A 22204-nucleotide genomic window follows, 5' to 3' on the forward strand; every position below is an offset into this window, starting at 1 on the left:
GTAACGCACCTGGCATCATTTGAATAATTGCTTATACTGATAAAAAACGATCATGGTTGTGGATAGGGTATGCGTTTCAAAGGCTTCGATCTGAACCTGTTGGTCGCGTTCGACGCGCTGATGACGACTCACAGCGTTTCGCGGGCCGCCGAGCATCTCAACCTCAGCCAACCCGCGGTCAGCGCAGCGCTCAGCCGGTTGCGCGATTTCTTTCAGGACGATCTGCTCGTCTCGGTCGGCAAGCGGATGCATCCGACCGCGCATGCCGACAGCCTGTGGCCGCAGATCCGCCGCTGCCTCCAGGAATCCGAACGGCTGCTGGCGATCCAGTCGGGGTTCGATCCGGCGACGAGCCAGCGCAGCTTTCGCATCGCCGCGTCGGACTATATCAGCGCGATCCTGATCAGCCCGCTGGTCCGCCTGCTCGCCGAGACCGCGCCCGCGATCCAGATTGAGATCAACGCCCCCGATGAGCGCAGCACGATCGATCTCGACGACGGCAAGCTCGATCTGATCATCACGCCCGAAGTCTATGTCTCGCCCGCACACCCGTTCGAGCGGATCTTTTCCGAACGGCACGTCGTCGTGTGCGATTCCGCGAACGAAGCCGCGTTCGCCAACATGGACGACGATGCCTTTTTCGCCGCCGAGCATGTCGCTGTCTCGATCGGGCGTATCGGCAAGGGGACCTATGCCGACTCGTTCCTCGGTACGCTGGGGCGGCGGCGCAACGTTCAGGTCGTGACTGCGTCGTTCACGACCGTGCCGTGGCTGCTGTGCGGCACCAATCGGCTGGCAGTGATGCATGAGCGGCTCGCACGACTGCTCGCGCAGACCTTCCCGATCTCGGTCCTGCCATTGCCGCCCGCGCTCGAGATTCCGCCAATGCATGAAGTCGGGCAGGTCCATTCGGCGCGCGCGAACGACGAGGGCGTGCAGTGGATGCTCGCGCTGATGCGGCGGATCGCGATCGAGCAATATCCCGACGCCGCCTAGCGGAAACCGGCAGCGCACCCCCTAAAGGGGGAACGCGCGAAGGATTATTGCGTGAAGGCGAGCGAGCCGTTTCGGGTCGCGAATTTCGATAGGGTTTCGGCCGTTCGATCAACCCGGGCTATTCACTGCTCGGGTGAATGCGTTGCCTTGCCGAGCCGCGCTGGCGCCAGTGCAGCAACGCCTGGTGCGCTGGCCAAGGTCAGCAATAAAGCTGATCGAACTCTATTCGTTCTATCAGTTTCCGCTTGCTTCCAGCTCGCTCTAAATCTGCCGACAAGCCGCGACGAGCGGCATGAGGAGGGGTTAGCCTATGGGACGTTCGATCGAAAAGGCATTGGTCATTGGCGGCGGCATCGGCGGGTTGACCGCGGCGATCGCGCTGCGTGGGAAAGGCATCGCGGTCGATGTGATCGAGCGCGATCCGACCTGGTCGGTCTACGGCGTCGGGATCATCCAGCAGGGCAATGTCATCCGCGCGATGTCCGAGCTCGGGCTGATCGAGGATTATTTGGGGGCGGGGTTCGGCTTCGATCATCTCGAGATCGCGATCCCGACCGGCAAGATCGTCGCCAAGATCCCGACACCACGGCTGGTCGAGGGGCTACCCGGCAATGTCGGCATCGGCCGCCGCGCGCTGCACGCGGTGCTCGGCGCGCGCACCCAGGCGGCGGGCGCGGTGGTGCGGCTCGGGGTAACGGCGGAGACGATCGACGATGACGGTGTCGGCGTGTCGGTCCGCTTCGACGACGGCTCGGAGGGGCGCTACGATCTCGTGATCGGCGCCGACGGCCTGTATTCGCAGACGCGCCAAACCGTGTTTCCCGAGGCGCCCGTGCCGACCTTCACCGGCCAGGCGGTGTGGCGCTACAATTTCCCGCGGCTGCCCGATCTTACGGGGATGCGGATCTTTGAGGGGCCGACGGGGGTCGGGCTGGTGCCGCTCTCCGACACGCTGATGTACATGTATGTGACGACCGCCGAGCCGGGCAATCCCTGGTATCCGGTCGAGGGCATCGCGGCGAAGATGCGCGACACGCTCGCCGGCATTCCCGCGCCCGAGATCCAGGCACTGCGCGCGCAGATCGTCGAGGATAGCGAAGTCGTCTACAAGCCGCTCGAATGGATGTTCCTCGAAGGCGCGTGGCACAAGGGTCGCGTCGTGCTGCTCGGCGATGCGATCCACGCGACGACGCCGCATCTCGGGCAGGGGGCGGGGATGGCGATCGAGGATTCGATCGTGCTTGCCGACGAGCTCGCGCGCGCCGACACGGTCGATGCGGCGCTCACTGCCTTTCATGCGCGCCGCTTCGAGCGCTGCCGCTACATCGTCGAAGCGAGCCGCAGCATCTGTCTGGGACAGCTCGGGCTCGGCCCGCTGGTCGAGAATGCCGCCGCCACGCGCGAGATGTTCCTGCGCGTCGCCGAGCCGATTTGAGGGGCGGGCGATGCAACGATCCTTTGTTCCAGCCGGTCCCGCGCGTTGACGACGCGCGCGATGCTGCTGCGCGAGGCCGCGATCAGTGCTGCGATCAACGCGGTGTTGAGCATCGTGTTCTTCATCTTGGTCTTCGGCACCTCGGTGGCGCCGGGACTGGCGGCGCTCGGGCAGGACTTTCTGCCGCAGGCCTTCATGGTCTCGCTGATGGGGAGCCTTGTCCCCGCCTTGCTGATGCGTCGGCAGCTGGGCGGCGCGATCGTGCCGGTCGTGCTGCGCGCGATCGCTTTCGCGCTCCTCGGCGCGGCGATTGCGGGGGGTGCTGCCTATTGGCTGTGCGCGCTGCACGGCGCGGCCACGCTTCCGATCGCTCCGGCGCTGACGGTCAAGGCGCTGTTCGGCGCGGTGCTCGGTGCGATCGTCGCGCCGCTCGCGGTGTGGCCGGTCATCGCGTCGGCGCGGCGCGCCTGACCGGCAGGGTGGTGGCGGTTCACACTCCGGCAGATAACGACCAATATGCGCGCTCGGCGCGCGCAACGAAGGACAGGATTATATGACCGGCAAACTCGCGCTGCAGCTCGGCGTGGCCCTTGTGGCACTGGCCGCCCCGATCGCCTTGAGCGCACAGGCCGCGCCGGCCGCCGCCGCCCCGGATGCGCAGCACGCGGCGGGCGATCGTGCGGTGATGCCGCTCGCCGACGGCTGGCGCTTCCGCCAGGACGATCGCGTGACGGGCGCCGAGGCAAGCGCGTTTGCCGATGCCGATTGGGCGACGGTCTCGGTCCCGCACAGCTGGAACCGCGTCGGCGTCTACGGCCCAGCAACCAAAGGGCGGATCAACCTGCCGGGCGTGGTCAACAAGGTGCAGGGGATCGGCTGGTATCGGCTGCACTTCACTCCCGATGCGCGTTTCACCGGCAAGCGCGTCTGGCTCGAATTCGACGCCGCGAGCCGTATCGCGAGCGTGTGGCTCAACGGTCGGCTGCTTGGCGAGCATAAGGGCGGCTATTCGCGCTTCCGCCTCGATGCGACCGATGCGCTCGCGAAGGGTGGTGACAACGTCCTGGTCGTGAAGACCGACAATACCAAGCCGGCGCCGGGCTCCTCGACCGCCGACGTGCTGCCGCTGACGGGCGACTTCTTCGTGCCGGGCGGGCTGTATCGGCCGGTGCGGCTGATCGCGACCGATCCGGTGCATCTCGACATGCTCGATGCCGGCGGCCCGGGTGCCTATGCGCACACCCGCTCGATCGCCGGGGGCGCCGCGCAGATCGACCTCAGCGTGAAGCTCAAGAATGATGGCGCGCGCAACCAGCCGACGTTGATGCGTGCGACACTGCGCGACGCAGACGGCAAGGCGGCGGGCACGGTCGAGCGCAAGCTCGCGCTGCGCGGCGGCGCGGCGGCGACGCTCGAGGCCTCGTTGGCGATCCCTGCGGCGCATCTCTGGCAGGGCGTCGCGGATCCCTATCTGTACCGCCTGTCGATCGAGCTGCTCGGCAGCGACGGCCGCGTGCTCGATCGGCTCGATCAGCCGTACGGCATCCGCGAGATGGTGATCGATCCCGAGCGCGGCTTTCTGCTCAACGGCAAGCCCTATGCGCTGCGCGGTATCGGCTATCACCAGGATCGCGAGGACAAGGGCTGGGCGACCGACGCGAGCGACGTCGAGTCCGACGTGCGGACGATGCGCGAGATGGGCGTCACCAGCATCCGCCTCACGCATTATCAGCACGGCCAGGCGATACACGATCTCGCCGACCGCTATGGTCTGGTGCTGTGGGACGAGATCCCGCTCGTCTCGGCCTGGACGCTCGGTCCCGACAAGGTCGCGACCGAGGGGCTGCGCGCCAACGCACGGCAGCAGCTGACCGAGCTCGTCCGCCAGAACGAGAACCATGCCTCGGTCGCGGTGTGGGGCATCTCCAACGAGGTCGATTTCGGCAATTCGCTGCCGATCTTCCTGACCGGCTCGAAGGGCGCGCCGCCCGATCCGCTGCCGTTGCTGCGCGAGATCAATGCGACCGCCAAGCAGCTCGACCCGAACCGTCCGACGACGCTCGCCACCTGCTGCGAAGGACGGCTGTTCGCGCCCGGCGTGGACGTACCGGTCACCGCCGGCGTCACCGATGTCAGCGGCGCGAACCGCTATTTCGGCTGGTATTTCGGCGCCCCGGCCGACCTTGCGGGCAATCTTGACGGGCTCCGCGCCAAGCGCCCGACCCAGCCGCTCGCGCTGACCGAATATGGCGCCGGCGGATCGACCGCGATCCACACCGACAATGTGCTCGGCGGCCCGGTCGATTCGCGCGGCCGCAGTCAGCCCGAGGAGATCGAGGACTGGGTCCACGAGCAGAACCTCGCGGTGATCGCGACCAAGCCGTATCTGTGGGCGACATGGCTGTGGGCCGGGTTCGACTTCGCCTCGACCGTGCGGCACGAGGGCGATGCCGAGGACATCAACACCAAGGGGCTGGTCAATTACGACCACCGCACCCGCAAGGACGCCTATTATCTCTACAAGGCGAACTGGTCGGCCGAGCCGACGGTCTATGTCACCGGCCGCCACTATCAGGACCGCGCCTACGCCGCGACCGATGTGCGCGTCTATAGCAACGCGCCCAGCACGACGCTGAGCGTCAACGGCGTCGCGCTCGGCGCCAAGGCCTACTGCCCGATGCATGTCTGCACCTGGCCGAACGTTCGGTTGAAAGAAGGCGCGAACGACGTGCGGGCTTCCGGCGCGTTCGCTGGCAAGTCGGTCGAGGATGCGATCGCGTGGCAGCTCTCGGCCGACGCCGCACGCGTGTGGCGGATCGACAGCGGCGCACTCGTCGCGGCGCCGGGTGCCGCGGCACGCTATGGCTCGGACGCGTTCTTCGTCGGCGGACAGTCGGGCACGACCGTGAAGCCGGCCGATTATGGCAAGCCTGCGCAGCCGGCGGTGATCGCAGGCACCCCTGACAGCGCGATCGTCGCCACCTATCGCGAGGGCGATTTCCATTATCGCCTGCCAGTGCCCAAGAGCCGATACCGCGTGACGCTGACCTTCGTCGAACCCGCCGCGGCCCCCGGCGAGCGCGTGTTCGACGTGCTGGCCGATGACCGGCCACTGCTGCCGGGCCTCGATGTCGCCAAGGCGGCGGGGGCACCGATGACCGCAGTCGTCCGCCAGGTATCAGTGACGACGAAGGGCGACATGCTCGATTTGTGGTTCAAGCCGGGCAAGGGCAAGGCGATCGTCTCGGCGATCGATGTCGCGCCTCTCGCGCGCTGATCGAAGCGGCTAGGCGGCGCTCGCCTAGCCCGCGTGCTCCCAGAACAGCCGCTCGGCGCGGTGCGGATCGTCGACGACATGGCTCGCGACATCGAGATACATCGTCGGCCGCCGCGTCAGGTCGTAAGCGGGCCATTCCGGCAGGCCGGGCGCGGCAGGCGTGCCGGTGCGGGCGAAGGTCGCCCAGGCGCGGCTCATCGTACGGGCCATCGCGTGGCGTTCGGGGCGCGGACCGGCGATCGGCGGGCGGCCGCCGACCGTGGCATCGACCGTGTTGAACTTGAACGGTATGTCCATCGCATGCAGCGCGCCCATCGTGGCGCTTGCGCCGGGAACCGGGCCGCCCTGCTGATAGGCGAGGACATAGCGGAAGGCGGGGGCGGCGCGCTGCTGCATCTTGCGCTCGGCGATGACGGTCGAGCCCTGGCCCGAGAACAGGTCGCTCTGGATCGCGAAATAGAGATCGCTCGGCGTAGCGCCGGGGCGATCGCCGCGATAGGTCGCGATCACCGCCTCGGCCTTGGCGCCGAACGCCTGGCGCATCCGCGCGGCCAGCGCTGCGTCGTCGAGCGCCCAGGCGGCGGTATCGCGCGCGACGAGCGAGAAGAACATCTGCTCCTCCTGATTGCCGCCGACGATCAGCGGCTTGTTGCGCGAGAGGTTCGGCGCCCCCGGATCGAACGGATGGTGCGGCAGGACATGCCCGTCGCGCACCGCGCCGAACGACCCGAGCGTGCCCGCGCCGATGCCGGCGCGTCCGCCCCAGCTCGCCGGTGCCGCATTGGGGGGCGACCCGATCTTGATCTGCGCATCGAGCAAGGTCGCGGCGGGCAGGGTGAGCAGCGTGCGCCACGCCGCCGGTGCGATGCCGAGATGGTCGAGCAGTTTGCGCGTCGTCTGCGCGGCGAGCTCGGGTTCGATCACGCGGACGCCGGGGCCGCTCTCGATCGACGCCTTGTGGAAATAGCGCGCCGCCTGCGGCATCGCGTAGAGGCAGCTGGTCTTGAGCCCGCCCCCCGAATCGCCGAAGATCGTGACGTTGTCGGGATCGCCCCCGAAGGCCGCGATATTGGCATGCACCCAGGCCAGCGCGACTGCGATATCCTGCACGCCGCGATTGCCCGATCCGGCATAATCGGCGGTCGCGACCTGGAAGGGCGGTTTCACCTGGAAACCGATCCGCGGCCTGTTGTTCCGCTCGACGCTGTCGCGTGACATTCGCGCGCCGACGCTGCCCGAATTGTACACCGCCAATGTCTCGACATTGCCGCGACCGGTCACCTCGGGCGCGAACGCCGATCTTCGTCCGGCGTTCGTTTCGCTACCTGCCTACGCGTTCGACTCCTTCACCGGCGGCAATACGAACTTGAAGCCCGAGGGCTCGAAGACCTTCACCGCGGGGTTCGTCGTCCAGCCGCGCGCGCTGAAGGATCGGGTGCAATTCTCGGTCGATTTCTACCGGATCCGGGTTCGCGACGCGATCGGGGCCATCGGTTCATCGACGATCATCCAGAACTGCCTCGGCGGCGGATCGGCGCAGGCGAGCAACCCATATTGCCAGCTGATCACCTTCGCCAATAACGATCTGACCAACGGCGCGATCGTGGCGGTAAACGGCGCGAATGCCAATTTCGCCGAATTCCGCACCAAGGGGCTCGATTTCGCCTTCTCGGTCCAGCAGCCGCTGAACGAAGTGAGCGCGAACCTGCCGGGTCGGCTCTCGTTCACCACGCAGGCGACGCATGTCATCGAATATCGCGCCTCGACCGACGTCTCGTTGCTGTATCCGAACGGCGTCAACCGTGCCGGCCAGACCGGGGCATTGTTCGGCGGGACGGCCGGGTTGCCGAGCTGGTCGGTCAACGCCAATCTCGACTATCGCGTGGCGAAATTCGATATCAATGCGCAGGTCCGCTACATCAGCCAGAGCCATCAGAACAACGCGCTGATCGGGCCCGTCGAGAGCGGTTACAGCACGACGCTGTTCAACAGCATCAACAACAACATCATCCCGGCAGTGACCTATCTCAATCTGGGGATAAGCTACGATCTCGGCCGCGACGGCGTGCGGTCCGAAATCTATCTGACGGTCAACAACGTGACCGACAAGGACCCGCCGCTCCCCGCGATCAACAACAATGCCTATTACGATCTGCTCGGGCGGTCGTATCGCGTGGGGGTGCGGTTCGGGTTCTGATCGGTTCCGATGGGGTTGCTGGAAGCGGAGGGGCGGGTCGTTCCAGCACCTCCGGTTCCAGCGACCGGTTTTGGCCGAAGGTCTTGCTCCCGGAATTGATCGATCTGGTCTCGGCCGTCCGCAGCAATTCGCTTTGAGCGCTACCGGTAAGCCCGCGGGATGGCTCAGCGTGCCGCGATCGGCGTTACCGGCACCGCGATCTCGACCGCCTGCGCAGCGATCTTGGCGATGGCGGGGGTCTTGGCGAGCACCTCTCCGTCGATCGAGATCTTCAACCGCGGCGTCGTCTCGATGCGGAAGGTGCAGCCGCGGAATTCCTCGGTATGCGCATGCCGATCGCGCAGCCGGAAGAATTTGGCGTACCAATCCGCCGCGAGGCGCGCGCGGCTCCGACCGACCACCGCCTGGATCACGATCTCGCCGCTTTCGACATCCGCGTTGTCGGACAGTTCGACGCCGCCATGATAGCAGCCGTTGAGAATGCGGACTTCGGTCGACCACATCCGGCGTTCGGTGGTCCCATCGTCGATCATCAGCCGAAAGGCGCGGAAGCGTATCGAACAGCGCAGCGCCCAGAGTAGATAGCCGACCCGCCCGAGATAGCGCTTCAGGCCGTGCGGCACGGTCTCGCCGATCAAAGCGGGCAGTCCGATCGAGGCGCCATTCACGAAGTAATCGTCGTCGATCATGCCGAGATCGACCCGTCGCGGCGTGCCATTGGCGATCACCGCGATCGCACCGTCGAGATCGAGCGGAAGCTCGAGCGTTCGTGCAAAGCTGTTGGCGGTGCCGAGCGGCAGGATCGCGAATACGCAGGTCTTGCCGATCAGCTCGTCGATCACTCCCGACAAGGTCCCATCGCCGCCGCCGACGATCACCATCGGCGCCCCGTTCGCCACGGCCTGGCGGACCGTTGCGGCAAGCGTGTCGGGGTCCTCGACCGCATGCGCTTCGGTCAGCGTGACCCCCGCCGCCTCGAGCTTTGCCTTGGCGTCGACGAACATATCCCGTCCGCTGCGCGAATGCGCGTTTACGATCAACGCAGCGGCGCGGGGCAGGGGGGATGTGCTCATCACTGGACAACTCTCGTGATACGATTTGGGTGCAGTGCGGGGAGCGAGCGGCTTGTCCTGCCTCGCCGCACCATTCCGTTACGCGTCGATGTTGCCTTGCTGCTGGCGCGTCGTGTCGCCCTCAGTGGCATTCCCCAAACGTTTTTCGGTCAGGATGCTCCAGCCGGTGAGGAACAGCGCGCCCGCGATCGGCCCGACGACGATGCCGCTCAAGCCGACCAACTCGACCCCGCCGAGCGTCGTGACCAGCACCAGCCAGTCGGGGATCCCGGTGTCGCGTCCGACCAGCATCGGCCGCAGGATATTGTCGGCCAACCCGATCACCAGCATGCCCGAAGCGACCACCACCCCGGCCTGCCACAATGCGCCGGTGGCAAGCAGGTAGATCGCGACCGGCGCCCACACGATCGTCGGCCCGATCGCGGGGAGCAAAGCGGCGATCGCCATCAGCACGCCCCACAGCAACGCCGCGGGAAGGCCGACGATCCAGAAGGTCACCGCGCCGAGCGCACCCTGCACCAGCGCGACGACGACCGAGCCCTTGATCGTCGCGCGCGCGACCGAGACGAACTTGTCGGCCAGCTGCGCCGCGACGCTGGGCTCGAGCGGAAGTGCGCGCACCATCGCCGGGCCGATCCGCTCGCCGTCGCGCAGCAGGAAGAAGGTGACGTAGAGCCCGACGCCGAACGCCAGCAGGAAGGCCGCGGCGTTCGCGCCGATCGAGAAAGCGCGGCCGGCGAGCATGCTCGCGCTGTTGCTCACCGCGTCGGCGACCTGCGCCTGCGCGCGCTCGAAGCTGCCGAAGCCGGCGCTGTCGAGCAATTGCTGCAGCCGCAGCGGCAAGGCGTCATGGATCTGCGCGAAATAGGAGGCGATGTTGATCTGGCCCGAGCGGATCTGCGTATAGACGCCCGCCGCCTGATCGACGACCATCGAGCTGATGATCAGTGCCGGGAGTACGATCGCGACGGTGATGATCAGCAACGCGACCAGTGCGGCGCGATTGCGGCGCCCGGGCCAATAGGCGAGCAGACGCTGGAACAACGGCTGGAACAGGATCGCCGCCAGCGCCGACCATAAAAGCGCGCCGAGGAAGCTCGACACGACCATGCCCAGGCCGACCGTGATGAGCGTCAGGAAAAGAATAAGCCCGCCATTTTCAACGCGCTGTCGATCTATCGCGATTGTTCGATCCTCCGAGGGTGTCGATCCCGGCATGGCGTCGGCCGTGCCAGGCTCGAATTTCGTTGCGCGGGTGTAACTCGCAAGCGCTGCAATGGCTCCCGCACAATACGCCCGGAGCGGCCAGATTGTTACGCGTGCTTCCCGCGCAGCTTCATGACGGCGGCGTGGCCGAGCACGATTGCTCCCCCGACGATCAGGCCGACCACCGCCGCGAACGCCGCCCCAGCCGCCCAACCGGCCGCGCTGCCGATCCCCGGCAGCGTCTTCGCCGCAGCGCTGAGCGCATGGCTGATGTGCGCCGGTCCGTTGACCCCGAAGGTCTCGAGCCCGTGGACCAGAATGCCGCCGCCGACCCAGATCATCGCCGCGGTGCCGATGATCGACAGGCCCCGCATCAGCAACGGCATTCCGGTCACCAAGCCGCGGCCGATCGCGCGCGCGGCTGCATTGTCGCGCTGCGCTAGCAGCAGGCCGATATCGTCCATCTTCACGATCAACGCGACGACGCCGTAGACGCCCAGCGTGATCGCGACGCTGACCAGCGCGAGCACGATCGCCTGGGTGACGATCGGCGAGCCCGAAACTTCGGCCAGCGCGATCGCCATGATCTCGGCCGAGAGGATCAGGTCGGTGCGGATCGCGCCCGACACCTTCTGCGCCTCCAGCACGGTCGCGTCGCCGGTTACCGGCGCTTCCTCGGTCGCGTGCCCGCCGAAGATCGCCTCGACGACTTTCTCGGTACCCTCGAAACACAGATACGCGCCGCCGAGCATCAGCAGCGGCGTCACCAGCCACGGCGCGAACGCGCTGAGCAGCAGCGCCGCGGGGAGCAGGATCAGCAGCTTGTTGCGCAGCGACCCGAGCGCGATCTTGCCGATGATCGGCAATTCGCGCTCGGCGGTGAAGCCCGCGACGTAGCGCGGGGTGACCGCGGCATCATCGACGATCACGCCCATCGCCTTGCTGCCGGCCTTGCCGGTCGCGGCGGCGACGTCGTCCAGCGACGCGGCGGCGAGCTTGGTGATCGCGGCGACATCGTCGAGCAGCGCTACGAGTCCTGACGGCATGGCGGTCCTTCGGCTAGATCGATGGCGACGAGCGCGCGCTCGCCGGCTGGAGAGGGCGTATAGCGGTTCGGGGCGATCGTCGCGACCGCCGCGAGACCGCATTTCGCGACCCAGTTAGGGGTGGTGGGTGTTGCGACAAGCGCGATGCGGATGCAGCCATCCAATGTGACGATCCAGCAACAATCCGGAAACAGAAGCCTGTTGCGGCTGTTGCGGTCCGCTTCGTTCGTGCTGCCGTTACCGGCACGGATCGGGGCGATACCCCGCCAATCGCAACGCACCGTCCAAGGAGTCGCCCAGCGCTGGGCTCAGCCGGTCGACGGTGCGCGCGCGCAGCCATGGGCGAATCCGCGGGGCGAGGCCGCCGACGAGCGTGCAGCGGGTCGCGCCGCGTTCGAAAATCGTCTCGATGAAGCGCTCGATATGGTTTGCCGCCTGTTCGACGATCGAGCGCGCGATGGTGTCGCCGGCCTCGGCATAATCCATCACCAGCGGCGCGAACGTGCCGTAGTCGCGCGGGGTGGCCTGATCCATCCACGCGATCGCCTTGGCGGTGTCGTGTTCGAAGCGCTCGGTCACCGCGATGCTCAACGGGGTCTGCCGCGTGCGGCCGTCGAGCGCGCGCAGTGCGTGGCGCATCGCCGACAGGCCCAGCGCCGCCCCGCTGCCTTCGTCCGAGATCGGAAAGCCGTAGCCGCCGATCGTGAATTCGCGGCCGGCGACGCGGAGTTGCGCCGCGCTGCCCGTGCCGATGATGAGGATCGCGCCGTCCTGCCCGGCATGCGCGCCGAGGTTCGCGATCTGCGCATCGGTGGCATAGGCCACATCGGCAAAACCGAAGTCGAGCGCGGCCAGCGCATCGAGCACGCCGGTGCGGCTGATCCCGGCGATGCCCATCCCAGCCTGGATCGTCGCGCGCTCTGCGCTGCCGAGACCGGCCTGAGCGACGGCCTGGTCGGCGGTGTCCTTAAGCGTCGCGTAGAGCGCTTCGATGCCGACGCGCGCATTGGCGGCCCCCGCGCGACCCTCGCCGATCACCATTCCGCGGGTGTCGATCAACCGGGCGCGGCAATTGCTCCCGCCCGCGTCGATGCCGAGATAGTAGGTCATGCGCGGCCTCCCTTGCGCGGTCGCCGGTCGCCGGCGCTGCGATCGGCATAGCGCAGATGCGGCGGGGGGATCGATCGCGCAATCGCCTGCGCGCGCGGCACCGTCATTCGCCGCGATCGGCGCGCGCGCCGGCGATCCAGGTGGCCGTCACCCGGCGCGCGTCGTCGAGATGGACGAGATCGGCGCGCAGCCCGGGGGCGATCGTGCCGGTTTCATCGTCGATCCGCAGGAATGCGGCGGGAGTGCCGCTCGCCATGCGCGAGGCGGCGACCATATCGCATCCCATCAGCTCGATCGCGTTGCGGAATGCCTGCGCCATCGTCAGCGCCGAGCCGGCGAGCGTGCCGTCGGGCCCGCGGCATGTCCCGCCGACGACGGTGATCTCCTGCCCCATCAGCGTGAAGCGATCGCGCTGCCCGCCGACCGGCGGCATCGCATCGGTCACCAGCATGATGCCTTCGATTCCGCGCGCCAGCAGCGCGACGCGCAGCGCAGCGGGGTGGACGTGGAGCCCGTCGGCGATCAGCCCGAAATGGCTGGCGCGATCCTCGAGCGCCGCGCCGACCATGCCGGGGTCGCGGCTGAGAAACTGCGTCATCGCGTTGAACAGGTGCGTGAAGCCGACCAGCCCCTCGGCCAGCGCTGCGCGGGTCTGGTCGTAATCCGCCAGCGAATGCCCGGCGCAGACCAGGATGCCGGCCTCGGCCAGCGTGCGCACCGCGCCGGCCGGTGCCAGTTCGGGCGCGAGCGTGACGATGCGGCGGCCCTGGGAGGGCGCCGTCAGCCGCGCGAGCGCGTCCGGATCGATCGTGCTGAAGCGGGCCGGATCGTGGATGCCCTTCTTCTGCGGGTTGAGGTGCGGCCCCTCGATATGGACGCCGAGCACGCCGGGCACCCCCGCCGCGAGCGCGTCTTCGCCCGCCGCGATCGCGGCCTCGACGATCGGCGCGCGGTCGCTGATCAGCGTCGGCAGCAGGCCGGTCGTGCCATAGCGACGATGCGCCTCGGCGATCGTACGGATCCCGGCGAGCGTCGGCACGTCGTTGAACAGCACGTCGCCGCCGCCATTGACCTGCGTGTCGATGAAGCCGGGGAGGAGCCAGCCGCCGCCAAGCTCGTGCCGCTCGAAACCTTCGGGAATGCTTGCGGCGAGCCCGACGATCCGCGTGCCATCGAGGAGCAACGCCTGCTGCTCGGCGATGCGATCCGCCAGCACGATGCGGGCGCCGGTGAGCGCGATCCGGGTCATAGCGTGCGCGTCACCTTGTTGAGGTGCGGCGGATGATCCGGGTCGAGCCCGCGCGCCCGCGCGAGCGCCTCGGCGAGTCCGTAGAAACTCTGGATCTGCGCGATCGCGCCGAGCACCGGATGCACGTCGCGCGGCGAGGGCAGGACGGTGGCGGTCGGCACCAGCTCGGCTTCGAGCCCGGCGACGACGAGGTTCGCGCCGCGTTCTGCGAACTCCGCCAGCCGCTCGACAAGACCTTCGCGCGCGACGTCGTTCGGTGCGAGCACCAGCACCGGGTCGCCAGCGCCGATCAGCCGCATCGGACCGTGCGCCACCTCGGCGCTGCTGAACGCCTCGGCATGAATGCCTGAGGTTTCCTTGAGTTTGAGCGCCGCCTCGCCCGCGATCGGCAGCGTCGGCCCGCGGCCGAGCACCAGCATCGTTCGTGCGTCGCGGAGCAGAGGCACGGCTGACGTCCAGTTGGCCTGCGCCGCCTGTTCGAGCACCGCGCCAGTCGTCTCCAAGGCGGCGAGAAGCGCCTCATCACCGCTCCATTCGGCCGCGAGATGGGTGAGCGCGACGAGCGTACAGACGAAGCTCTTCGTGGCCGCGACACTGGTTTCGGGCCCGGCGTGGACCGGAATGACGATCTGGGCGAGGTGGGCGAGCGGCGACGCAGCGTCGTTGACCACCGCGACGATGACGGCGCCTTGTCGGCGTGCATCTGCGGCGGCGGCGAGGAGATCAGGGCTTCGGCCCGACTGCGAAATCGCGATGAGGGGCACGCCGTCGAAGCGCGGCGAGGTCTTGCGATAGAGCGAACCGATCGACGGCGCGTGGCTCAGCGTCGGCATTGCGACATGCGTTTCGAGCAGGAACTTGGCGAAGGCTGCCGCCTGATCCGAACTGCCGCGCGCGAGCGTGGCGGCAAAGGGCGGGGACAGGTCGCGCAACCGCTTTCCGGCTTCGCGCATCAGACCGGCGTTGCGGGCGAGCTGTTCGGATGCTTTAGCCGGCGCCTCGAGCGCTTCCTCGGCCATCTTCGTCGTGGTGGAGTGGGGAGCTGCCATGATCGTAGAATACCAGTGCCGATCGCCGGCGCAAGTGGCATTAGATTGGAATTGAAGAATGGATTTATCCGGGTCGCTGTGAGACGAGAAGTGACCTTGCAATACTGCCAATACCATACCGGTCTTTACATTTTGGATGTGTAGCAGCACAGTGTTTCTTTTCCGCGATCCGCTGCGCATCCGCGAGAGCCAAAGCGATCGAGGGTGTCGGGACGGAGGACGGGCGATGGCAACGCATCACAAGAGCGGAAATGCGCTCGGATCGTCGGAGCGCGTCATCGTCGCCACAGCAGCGTCAAATCAGGACATCGCATGAAGACCGAAGCACTCGACCCCCGGTATCGCGATCTCGACCGCTGGCCGACCGAGGCGGCGGTCGAAGCCATGCTCGAGGGCCAGATGGCCGCGATCGCCGCGATCCAATCGCAGACGCGCGCGATCGCGCTGGCCGCCGATGCGGCAGCGTCCCGGCTCGGCGAACGGGGCCGCTTGGTCTTTGTCGGGGCAGGCACGTCGGGCCGGCTCGCGGTGCAGGACGGGGCGGAGCTTCACCCGACCTTCGGCTGGCCGATCGAGCGCCTGGTCTTCCTGATGGCCGGCGGCACCGGCGCGCTGACCCAGGCCTATGAGGGGGCCGAGGATGATGCCGCGGCGGCGCGGGCCGAGATTGGCGCGGCCGAGGTCGGCGCGAGCGACGTCGTGATCGGCGTCGCGGCGAGCGGTCGTACGCCTTATACGCTCGCCGCGATCGACGCCGCACGCGCCGCGGGCGCGCTGACGATCGCCATCGCCAACAATGCTGGCTCGGCGCTGCTCGACGCCGCCGAGCATCCGATCTGCGCGGTCACGGGCAGCGAGGTGCTCGCGGGATCGACGCGGATGAAGGCGGGGACCGCGCAGAAGGCGATCCTCAACATCCTCTCGACCGCGATCATGCTGCGGCGCGGGCTGGTCTATGACGGCCGGATGGTTGCGATGCGGATCTCAAACGCGAAGCTGTTGCAGCGCGGGCGCACGATGGTCGCGGAGATCGCCGGGGTCGATCCCGAGACGGCGTCCAAGGCGCTCGACGCCGCGCATAACGACATCCGGCTTGGCGTGCTCGTCGCGCTTGGCCTGTCGCTCGCCGAGGCCAAATCGGCGCTCGACACGGCCGCAGGCGATCTGCGCCGCGCGATCGAGGCCATGAGCGCGCGGGCATGACGATGCACGACATTGCCTGGACCTCGAGCGCGGAAGGGACGCCACTCTACCTCCAGCTCGCGCGCAGCCTGCGCGAGCATATCAGCAGCGGCGGGATCGATCCGGGCAGCGCGCTGCCCTCCGAACGCGATCTCAGCGAGATGGCGAAGCTCTCGCGCGTGACCGTGCGGAAGGGGATCGAGCAGCTCGTCGGCGAAGGCGTGCTGTTCCGCAAGCAGGGCTCGGGCACCTTCGTCGCGCCGCGGATCGAGGCGGCGGGCAGCAGGCTCAGCAGCTTCAGCGACGAAACCCGCGCGCGCGGCGAGGCGCCGGGCGTGGTGTGGATCAACAAGACCTATGCGCAGCCGACCGAGGAGGAAGCCGTGGCGCTGCAGATCAGCCCAACTGCACGCGTCGCGCGGCTCGGGCGGGTCCGCCTAGCGGGGGGCGAGCCGCTCGCGATCGAGCATGCGATCATCCCGGCGGAATTTCTGCCCGATCTCGATACGCTCGGCGATTCACTCTACCAGGCGCTCGACGCGCACGGCTTTCGCCCGACCGCGGGGACGCAGCGGGTGCGGGCTTCGCTCGCGACGCCGACCGAGGCCGGGATCCTCAGCGTGCGCCAGAATTCGGAAGTGTTGCGGATCGAGCGGCTGACGCGGATTCCTGATGGCCGCTTCGTCGAATTCACTCGCTCGGTCTATCGTGGCGATCGCTACGAGTTCGTGACGCCGCTCGCCGAGGTTTAGCGGGCGAGCGAACCGACGCTCAGTGCTCCGCCGCGACGGCAAGCAGCGCCGCGTCGATCGCCTTGGTGGCGGATGCGTCGCCCGGAACGTCGTTGCAGAAGGCGGCGAAGGTCAGCACATGCCCGCTGGCGGCGGTGAGATAGCCCGATACCGCATTGGTCGCGTTGAGCGAGCCGGTCTTGGCGAAGAGCCGGCCGTCGAGCGCCGTACCATGGAAACGCGCGGCGAGCGTGCCATCGACACCGCCGACCGGCAGCGTCGCGCGCCAGGCCGGGCCCCAGGGCTGCGCGGCGATCCAGCGCAGCAGGGTGATGGTGGCGCGGGGCGTGACGCGGTTGTAGCTCGACATGCCCGATCCATCGGCAAAATCGTATTGCCAGCGCGGCACGCCGATCGCGCTCAGCATCCCGATGACCGCGGCGCGGCCATCGGCGACCGATCCACTGCCGCTGGCCGCCGCGACCCGGCGCAGGAAGAGTTCGGCGTGAAGGTTCTGGCTTACCTTGTTGGTGAGGCGAGCGTCGTCCCCAAGCGGCGGCGGTGCGAGCCGCGCGAGCGCAGCGGGCGGGGCAGGGGGACGTGGGGCAGGTGCGCCACCGCGGACCTCGGGATCATCCGCGGGAGACAAAGGCCGATGGCGCACGGTCACGCTTCCCGTCACGCGCACGCCGTTTTCGCGCAGCAAGCGGGCAAGTCGCCAGGCGGCACGGTGCGCCGGATCATCGAGACCGACGAGCAACGGCCGTGGTGCCGCGCCTGTGCCGACGCTGCCGGTGATACGCAGCGTGTCGCTGCCGGGCAGGCGCGTGACCTCGAGCGCGGTCTTGCCGCCTGCAACGGTGATCGCGCGGTTCTCGATCCGGTAATAGCCATCGCCGGTGATCGCGGGCGATGCCCCTTGCGTGCCCGGCGTGACCGAAAGCTCGACCACATTGTCATCGATCGTCAACGCCGAGATCGCGGTGCCGTAGCGGCCGGCCTGGTTGTTCCAGCTCATCCCTTGCGGCCAGCGCTCGTCGGGAAAGGCGCTGTCGTCGCCGATCACATCGTGGACGACGTGCGTGCGCGCGGCGACGGCGCGGGCGAGCTCGGCGAGGCAATCGACCCGGCAGTCCGTGGCGCTCGAGAGGCGCGCATCGCCGTGGCCGACGAGCACCGCGTCTTGCCCTTCGAGCCGCACTTCCGCCCCGCCGCCGCCATCGGCGGCCGTCATGTCGAGCGTGGCGAAAGCGGCGGCGGTCGTGAAGATCTTGGTGTTGGAGGCGGGAACGAAGCGCTCGTCGGGGCGGATCGCTACGATCTCGCGTCCTTGCTCGTCGGTCACCACCAACCCGATCCGCGTGCCCGGTCCAGCCTGAGCGAGCGCGCTCGCAACGGCGTCGGAGGGCGACGCCGCCGCGGTGGGGGCGGCAAGCAGAAGGCCGAGCAGCAATGGTGTCATGGCGCCTCGATCACGGTACCGAGCACTGCCAGGAAATCGCTCGCCAGCGCGCTCGGCGGCCGGTCGAGCAAATGCATCGCATGGATGTCGAAGGTCAGCGAGGGCTTGAGCGGGCGCATCGCGAGCCCGGGCGCGAGACACGCCTCGGCGGTCAGATTGTCGACCACCGTCACCCCGACCCCGGCGCGGACCAGCGCGGCGGCGATGTAGAAGGTGCGCGCCGAGACGATCTCGTTCAGCTCGAGCCCAAGCCGTTCGACCTCGGTGGTGAACAGATGGCCGATCGGCCCGCTCGCGGCGAGCGAGATGAAGGGTTGGCCGGCGAGCTGGCAGAGCTCGAGCCGGGGTGGCGCGTCGGGCAGCTCGGCCTCGCGGTAGAGCATCACCAGTTCGCCCTCGCCGAGCCAGATCTGCCCCAAGGGCGCGCCGCGCGGCGCCTGATAGCCGATCGCGATCTCGGTCTCGCGTTCGTACAGCTTGCGCAGCACGTCGTCGTGATGGGTCGTCTGCAGGTCGAAGCGCACGTCGGGGTGCGTCTTGAGGAAGCGCGCGACCGCGGTCGGCAGCGCGCTCAGCGCGAGGCTCGGCAACGCGGAGATGCGCAGTGTCGCGCCGCCGCCGGTGCGCAGGTTGCGCCCCGCCTCGCGCAAGGCGCGGACGCGCTCCTGGATCTCGGCGACGTCGCCGAACATCGCATGCGCGTCCTCGGTCGGCACCATCCGCCCGGCGCTGCGCTGGAACAGTTCGAAACCGAGCAGCGATTCGGCGTGGCGCAGCGTCTTCGACACCGAGGGCTGCGAGATGTTTAGCGCGCGCGCGGCGGCGCTGACCGAGCCGTTGACGTAGACGGCGTGAAAGATTTCGATGTGGCGCAGGTTCATAAGCGCGCCATCCTAGCCCGATGTCGCCCCGCGGAACACCGCCGTGTCGAGCGCGCCGGTGCGACGTGCAACCAGCGTCGCGACGGTGAGGTTGGCGGAGACCGACGGCGTGGTGCGCGTCATGTCGAGCAGGCGGTCGAACGGCAGGACGAGCCCGACGATCAGCGCGGTCTGCTCGGGCGAGACGCCGACCGCCGCGAGCATCGCCGCGAGCATGAACAGCGAGGCCGAGGGCACCGGCGCGGTCCCGAACGCGGCGAGCGCGCCCGTCAGCAGCATGACGAGCAACATGCCGGGATCGGGCGTGATGCAGAGCGCCTGGAGCGCGAACTGGCCCATCAGCCCGACATACATCGCCGTCCCGTCCTTGCCGATGCTCGCGCCGAGCGGCAGCACGGTGCCTGCCACGGCGGGCGCGATGCCAAGATTGTCCTCGGCCACGCGCAGGCCGACGGGCAAGGTCGCCGAGGAGGAGGCGGTCGAAAAGCCGACGACAAGCGCATCGAGGATGCCGCGGAAGAAGCGCAACACCGGGAGCCGCGCGACCCAGGCGATCAGCGCGCCATGGAACAGCATCTGCACCAGCGAGGCGATCACCACGCACAGCGCGAGCGCGCCGATATTGACGAACACCGCCGCCCCGCTGGTCGCCACCGCGCGCGCGATCAGCGCCAGCACGCCGAGCGGCGTCACCTCCATCACGATCCGCACGATCTGGAGCAGCACCGCGGCGAGCCCCTCGAACAGCTTGACCACCGGCCGTCCCGCCTCGCCCGCGGCGACCATGCCGACTCCGAGCAGCACGGCGGTGAAGATGATCGCGAGCATGTCGCCCTTGGCGAGCGCGTCGAGGATGTTGACGGGGACGATGCCAAGCAACTGGTCGCTCGGCGAAACCGCGGCCCCCAGCGCATGCGGTGCGACGCCCGCGAGCGCGATGCCGGCACCGGGTCGGATGAGCAGCCCGGTCGCCATCCCGATCGTCACCGCGACGATCGTGGTGAACGCGAACAGCAGCACCGTCCGCCCGCCGATCTCACCGAGCCGGCGCGGATCGCCGAGCGCGGCGATGCCCGCGGCGATCGTCACCAGCACGACGGGTACGACGAGCATCCGGATCAGCCGCACGAACAGATCGCCGAGGATCGCGATCGCGTTCGCGCCCGCGGGCCACAGCGTGCCGAGGATCACGCCGATCACCAGGCCGCCGATCACCCGCTGCCACAGCGGCACCGCGAACCAGCGTCGCGCGACACTCACGCCGCTGACCCCCAGAAACCGGGCTGCGGCGGGGCGAGCACGCCGTTGCGGTCGGTGACGCCGCCGGGCCGGTCCTCCGAAAGCCAGAGCGGACCGTCGAGATCGACGAACGCCGCCTCGCCGGCCAGCAGCAGCGCCGGCGCGATGCCGAGCGAGGAGCAGACCATGCAGCCGACCATCAGCCCGAACCCGCGTGCCTTGGCGGCGTCGGCGAGCGCGAGCGCCTCGGTCAGGCCGCCGGTCTTGTCGAGCTTGATGTTGACGTACTGGTAGCGCCCGGCAAGCGTCTCGAGATCGGCGCTCGTATGCAGCGATTCATCCGCGCAGAGCGGCACGCGGCTGGCGAAGCCGGCCAGCACGGCATCCTCGCCCGCCGGCAACGGCTGTTCGAGCAGATCAACGCGGTGTTCGACGAGCAAATCCTGCCAGCGCTCGAGCTCGGCGATCGTCCAGCTTTCGTTGGGATCGACAATCATGCGCGGGGTAGGCGCGGCGGAACGGACGGCGGCGATCTGCATCGCCGCATCCGTACGGTCGACCTTGACCTTGAGCAACGGGACATAAGCGGCGCGCGCGGCAACGGCGGCCATCGCGTCGGGCGTGTCGATCGCGATGGTGATCGCCGAGGCGACCGGCGCGGGCGGGGCCACCCCGGCGAGCGCCGCGACACTGGTGCCGGCGAGCCGCGCTTCTAGGTCCCAGAGCGCGCAATCGACCGCATTGCGGGCGGCGCCGGGGACGAGAAGCGTCCGCAGGTCATCGCGGCTTGCGCCGGCCTCGATCCGCGCGGCAACTTGCGCGATCTGCGAAAGCGCATCCTCGATCGTCTCGCCATAGCGCGGATAGGGCACGCCTTCGCCGCGCCCTACGACCGAGCCCTGGCGCACGGTGACGGTGACGACGTCGGCCGCCGTCTTGACGCCCCGCGCGATGCGGAAGGGCGCGTTCAGGCCGAAGCGGTGGTGGCGGGCGTCGAGGGTGCGTAGCATTGCAGCAGCCAGTCGGCGATCGGGTCGGAGCCGAAGCGATAGGGATCGGTGCAGGGCAGGCCGAGCGCGTCGCCGGTTGCGGCGCAGAGCCGCCGCGCGGCATCCTCGTCGAGCTTGACCGTGTTCAGCGCGACGCCGACCGCGCGCACATACGGGCTGGTGAGCCGCGCGACCTGTATGTTTGCGGCGAGGCATTCGGCCAGGTCGGGAAGGTCATAGTGCGGCAGGCCGCGCATGTGCGTGCGCGACGGATCGTGGCACAGGACGAGCGCCGCGGGCTGTGCGCCATGCAGCAGCCCGGTCGAGACGCCGGCGAAGGACGGGTGGAACAGCGAGCCCTGGCCCTCGATCAGATCCCAGCCATCGTCGCCGCGCGCCGGCGCCAGCGTCTCGATCGCGCCCGAGATGAAATCGGCGACGACCGCGTCGAGCGGGACGCCGTCACCGGCGATCAGGATGCCGGTCTGGCCGGTCGCGCGGAAATCGGCGACGACGCCGCGGCGCTGGAGCGCGTCGCGCAGCGCCAGCGTCGCGTACATCTTGCCGACCGAGCAATCGGTCCCGACCGTGAGCAGGCGGTTGCCCGCGCGCCGCTTGCCGTTGCCGACCGGGATATCCGCGCGCGGATCGCGGACATCGAAGAGTTCGACCCCGGCCGCGGCCGCCGCGCTCACGAGGCGGGGATCGTCGCGCAGCCGCTGGTGGAGCCCGGCGGCGACGTTCATCCCCTGCGCGATCGCCTGCAGCGCGTCCTGGACCAGCGCCTCGCCCAACCGACCGCCGGCATTGGCGATGCCGAGCACCAGCGTCCGCGCGCCGGCCGCACGCGCGGCGGCAGCGTCCATCCGCGGCAGGCCGAGCGTCAGCGGGCAATCGTCGTGGCGCCATTCGCCCAGGCAATCGTCGCGGCGGAAGGCGGCGAGCCCGCGCGAGGTCTTGATGCCGACATCGTCGTCGGAATGGCCGAGATACAGGAGGAAGGGGCCGGGGATCATCGCGGTCCTACGCAAACGAGGGGGGAGCCACCGGTGTATAGATACCCGCCGATCCGCCCACTATTT

General features: G+C 68.5%; 19 protein-coding genes. 7 read left to right on the forward strand and 12 right to left on the reverse strand.

What is annotated here, in order from left to right:
- The first annotated feature begins 69 nt into the window (after nucleotides 1-69).
- The 4 genes from EAH76_RS18580 (at nucleotide 70) to EAH76_RS18595 (ending at nucleotide 5708) form a co-directional block, all read left to right on the forward strand.
- Nucleotides 70-996 (forward strand): LysR family transcriptional regulator, encoded by a 927-nt coding sequence (locus EAH76_RS18580; protein WP_140851774.1) that lies wholly within the window; start codon nucleotides 70-72, stop codon nucleotides 994-996.
- A 310-nt stretch (nucleotides 997-1306) separates the two neighbouring features.
- Nucleotides 1307-2431, forward strand: coding sequence for an FAD-dependent oxidoreductase (locus tag EAH76_RS18585; protein WP_140851775.1), 1125 nt, complete (start codon nucleotides 1307-1309; stop codon nucleotides 2429-2431).
- A gap of 45 nt (nucleotides 2432-2476) precedes the next feature.
- A complete protein-coding gene (locus EAH76_RS18590; RefSeq protein ID WP_140851776.1) occupies nucleotides 2477-2902 on the forward strand; it encodes a hypothetical protein in 426 nt (141 codons plus the stop codon).
- Nucleotides 2903-2984: 82 nt separating this feature from the next.
- A complete protein-coding gene (locus tag EAH76_RS18595) occupies nucleotides 2985-5708 on the forward strand; it encodes a glycoside hydrolase family 2 TIM barrel-domain containing protein (RefSeq protein WP_140851777.1) in 2724 nt (907 codons plus the stop codon).
- A gap of 24 nt (nucleotides 5709-5732) precedes the next feature.
- On the opposite strand, the gene EAH76_RS18600 is transcribed toward EAH76_RS18595, so the two are convergent.
- A complete protein-coding gene (locus tag EAH76_RS18600; protein WP_161989091.1) occupies nucleotides 5733-6875 on the reverse strand; it encodes a carboxylesterase family protein in 1143 nt (380 codons plus the stop codon).
- 22 nt (nucleotides 6876-6897) lie between these two features.
- Between EAH76_RS18600 and EAH76_RS18605 the strand changes: the two genes are divergently transcribed.
- The gene (locus EAH76_RS18605; RefSeq protein ID WP_241659783.1) at nucleotides 6898-7905 is read left to right on the forward strand and encodes a TonB-dependent receptor domain-containing protein; all 1008 of its coding nucleotides are present in this window, start codon (nucleotides 6898-6900) and stop codon (nucleotides 7903-7905) included.
- A gap of 164 nt (nucleotides 7906-8069) precedes the next feature.
- On the opposite strand, the gene EAH76_RS18610 is transcribed toward EAH76_RS18605, so the two are convergent.
- The 6 genes from EAH76_RS18610 to EAH76_RS18635 form a co-directional block, all read right to left on the reverse strand.
- Nucleotides 8070-8978 carry a diacylglycerol/lipid kinase family protein gene (locus tag EAH76_RS18610; RefSeq protein WP_140851780.1) on the reverse strand — a complete coding sequence of 303 codons (909 nt, stop codon included), beginning with the start codon at nucleotides 8976-8978 and terminating at the stop codon, nucleotides 8070-8072.
- Nucleotides 8979-9056: 78 nt separating this feature from the next.
- Entirely contained in the window at nucleotides 9057-10196 is a 1140-nt protein-coding gene (locus tag EAH76_RS18615) for an AI-2E family transporter (protein WP_140851781.1), read from the reverse strand.
- Nucleotides 10197-10291: 95 nt separating this feature from the next.
- A complete protein-coding gene (locus EAH76_RS18620) occupies nucleotides 10292-11230 on the reverse strand; it encodes a DUF808 domain-containing protein (RefSeq protein ID WP_140851782.1) in 939 nt (312 codons plus the stop codon).
- A 237-nt stretch (nucleotides 11231-11467) separates the two neighbouring features.
- On the reverse strand, nucleotides 11468-12340 hold the full coding sequence (locus EAH76_RS18625) for a BadF/BadG/BcrA/BcrD ATPase family protein (RefSeq protein ID WP_140851783.1): 873 nt from the start codon (nucleotides 12338-12340) through the stop codon (nucleotides 11468-11470).
- Between the two features lie 103 nt (nucleotides 12341-12443).
- Complete coding sequence (nagA, locus tag EAH76_RS18630; protein WP_140851784.1) at nucleotides 12444-13589, reverse strand: N-acetylglucosamine-6-phosphate deacetylase; 1146 nt, start codon at nucleotides 13587-13589, stop codon at nucleotides 12444-12446.
- Nucleotides 13586-14638, reverse strand: coding sequence for an SIS domain-containing protein (locus EAH76_RS18635; RefSeq protein ID WP_241659785.1), 1053 nt, complete (start codon nucleotides 14636-14638; stop codon nucleotides 13586-13588). Before EAH76_RS18635 ends, nagA begins: the two co-directional genes overlap by 4 nt.
- Before the next feature lie 312 nt (nucleotides 14639-14950).
- Between EAH76_RS18635 and EAH76_RS18640 the strand changes: the two genes are divergently transcribed.
- Nucleotides 14951-15841, forward strand: coding sequence for an N-acetylmuramic acid 6-phosphate etherase (locus tag EAH76_RS18640; RefSeq protein WP_140851785.1), 891 nt, complete (start codon nucleotides 14951-14953; stop codon nucleotides 15839-15841).
- Nucleotides 15842-15843: 2 nt separating this feature from the next.
- The gene (locus tag EAH76_RS18645; RefSeq protein WP_140851908.1) at nucleotides 15844-16572 is read left to right on the forward strand and encodes a GntR family transcriptional regulator; all 729 of its coding nucleotides are present in this window, start codon (nucleotides 15844-15846) and stop codon (nucleotides 16570-16572) included.
- A 19-nt stretch (nucleotides 16573-16591) separates the two neighbouring features.
- On the opposite strand, the gene EAH76_RS18650 is transcribed toward EAH76_RS18645, so the two are convergent.
- Genes EAH76_RS18650 through dgcN form a run of 5 tightly spaced genes read right to left on the reverse strand, consistent with a single transcriptional unit; the run spans nucleotide 16592 to nucleotide 22138 of the window.
- On the reverse strand, nucleotides 16592-18013 hold the full coding sequence (locus EAH76_RS18650) for a D-alanyl-D-alanine carboxypeptidase/D-alanyl-D-alanine-endopeptidase (protein ID WP_140851786.1): 1422 nt from the start codon (nucleotides 18011-18013) through the stop codon (nucleotides 16592-16594).
- A complete protein-coding gene (locus EAH76_RS18655) occupies nucleotides 18010-18894 on the reverse strand; it encodes a LysR family transcriptional regulator (protein ID WP_140851787.1) in 885 nt (294 codons plus the stop codon). Before EAH76_RS18655 ends, EAH76_RS18650 begins: the two co-directional genes overlap by 4 nt.
- A gap of 12 nt (nucleotides 18895-18906) precedes the next feature.
- Nucleotides 18907-20154, reverse strand: a complete 1248-nt coding sequence (locus tag EAH76_RS18660) for a dicarboxylate/amino acid:cation symporter (protein WP_140851788.1) — start codon at nucleotides 20152-20154, stop codon at nucleotides 18907-18909.
- Nucleotides 20151-21143 carry an N-acetyl-D-Glu racemase DgcA gene (gene dgcA, locus EAH76_RS18665; protein WP_140851789.1) on the reverse strand — a complete coding sequence of 331 codons (993 nt, stop codon included), beginning with the start codon at nucleotides 21141-21143 and terminating at the stop codon, nucleotides 20151-20153. The genes EAH76_RS18660 and dgcA overlap by 4 nt, the downstream gene beginning before the upstream one ends.
- The gene (gene dgcN / locus EAH76_RS18670) at nucleotides 21101-22138 is read right to left on the reverse strand and encodes an N-acetyltransferase DgcN (protein WP_140851790.1); all 1038 of its coding nucleotides are present in this window, start codon (nucleotides 22136-22138) and stop codon (nucleotides 21101-21103) included. The genes dgcA and dgcN overlap by 43 nt, the downstream gene beginning before the upstream one ends.
- Nucleotides 22139-22204: the final 66 nt, after the last annotated feature.

Origin of the sequence: Sphingomonas glacialis, from assembly GCF_006439055.1 — a bacterium.
Taxonomy (GTDB): Bacteria; Pseudomonadota; Alphaproteobacteria; order Sphingomonadales; family Sphingomonadaceae; genus Sphingomonas; species Sphingomonas glacialis_A.